The following is a 1,794-nucleotide window of genomic DNA, read 5'->3' as shown; positions in this document are numbered from 1 at the left end:
GAGGCTGGGACAAAAGTCCCTTAAAATATTCAAATACAAATAAACCCTGTAAGAATTGTGCTTTTTTACAATCCTTATAGGGTTTATTCTTGTTTATAATCTCTATTTCTTCTTTCTTTTATTATATTTCCGTAGATTATTGGCCATGAATATCAGATTCGTTTCATTTTCTACATTGGCTTTTCCGCGAACTGAAAATCGAGTGAACCTCAAATTGGCCTTCACCTGTCCAAAAGTTGGTTCTACATCAATTTTACGTTTACCGTAAAAACGAACACCTTCTTCTGACGAAAGCTTTTCTCTAATATTTAGTTTTTGTTCCTCGTACTCATAGTTAATGGAAAATGATTTTCTTCCATTTTTGCAGTTTGGATCTGTCGATTTGTAAATATGAGATAATCTTACGAATCCAGAATCTGTTTTTTGTCTACTAACATGACTGTACGCATAAATGGTCCCATCAGGATGTCTATAGATATTTTGAACCTCATCATGAATCCAATTATCTTTATTTCTATCCGAAAGTCTATATTTCTTTTTCAGTTCTTTTTCGTACATACCGTATTTAACCAAGCCAGTCCAACAGGACTGCTCTAAATATTCTAAGTTTTCTTGGCTACCATATCCTGCATCTGCGACAATATAAGTGGATGGTTGAACACACTCAGGAAGAGACTGTACAAATGGGATAAGTGTTCTTGTATCCGTTGGGTTAGGGTAGACTTGGGTATGCAACACAAACTGATTTTCAGTTGCGATTTGAATATTATAGCCTGGCTTCAATTGACCATTCATCATGTGATCGTCTTTCATACGCATGAAAGTGGCATCTTTATCCGTTTTAGAGAAGCTGTTTCGACCATTAAAGGTATCGTAGTGCTCTTCATATTTTTGTTCTCTAGGTATAAAATCTTTTTTCAATCTATTTCTATGTTTCTTCAAAGAGCGACGCTTTTTCTTCAATTGACTGAGTACTTCCTGTTCTTTTGAGTCAATAATTTCTGTCTCAACTTTTTCGAGTTCTTCTTGAAGTAGCTCATGTAATGCTTGAATTTCTTCTTTAGAAAATTCCTGTTCTTGATCTCTTACGACCGCTTGGTCGATTAATGGAGTGATTTCTTCTTCATAATAGTGCATTTCTTTTTCTTTCAATAGACGATAAAACCGGTCAGTAGCTTTTTTCCATACAAAGGTATATTTATTGGCATCTGCTTCAAACTTTGTACCATCTATAAACAACGCTTTTCCTTCAATCAGTTTTTCTTCTTTTAAACGAAGGGAAAATGTGCAATAGAGATCTTGTAAAATATCTTTAGTCACTTTTGAAACTCTGAAACGATTGAGCGTACGGTAAGAGACCATAGTTTGTCCAGTTAACCACTGCATTGCTAGATTTTCTTGCATCATTTTTTCTATTTTTCGACCAGAAAAAATACTTTCTGAATAGGCAAATAATAATGCTTTGAGTAAAACTTTCGGGTGATAAGCCGGACGACCAAAGTCGTTTTCAATTAAGCGATACTGTGATTCATCCAAGTCTTCCACAACTTGATGAATAGAGTAGACGATATGATTTTCTGGTAAATAAGAGTTCATTTCTAATGGCAAGGTTGTTTGGTTCATGGTATATTGAGTATACATAAGGAGCACCCTTTCTATGATGTTTTTGTGGTGATTATATTATATCAAAGGCATGCTCCTTTTGCTTACATAAACAAATAAGATCCACTGGAAAATCTCAAGTAGATTTCCCGGTGGATCTTATTATTTAACTGGGACTTTTGTCCCAGCCTC

General features: G+C 34.8%; 1 protein-coding gene. It reads right to left on the bottom strand.

Annotation, left to right across the window (positions count from 1 at the left end):
• Positions 1–102 precede the first annotated feature (102 nt).
• Positions 103–1,641: an IS1182 family transposase gene (locus tag ACFP65_RS07060; RefSeq protein WP_379917183.1), complete on the bottom strand. Its 1,539-nt coding sequence runs from the start codon at positions 1,639–1,641 to the stop codon at positions 103–105.
• Positions 1,642–1,794 lie beyond the last annotated feature (153 nt).

Source organism: Marinilactibacillus sp. GCM10026970, from assembly GCF_042660675.1.
In the GTDB taxonomy this organism is placed as follows: Bacteria; Bacillota; Bacilli; order Lactobacillales; family Carnobacteriaceae_A; genus Marinilactibacillus.
This window is presented reverse-complemented; position numbering and strand designations above follow the sequence as displayed.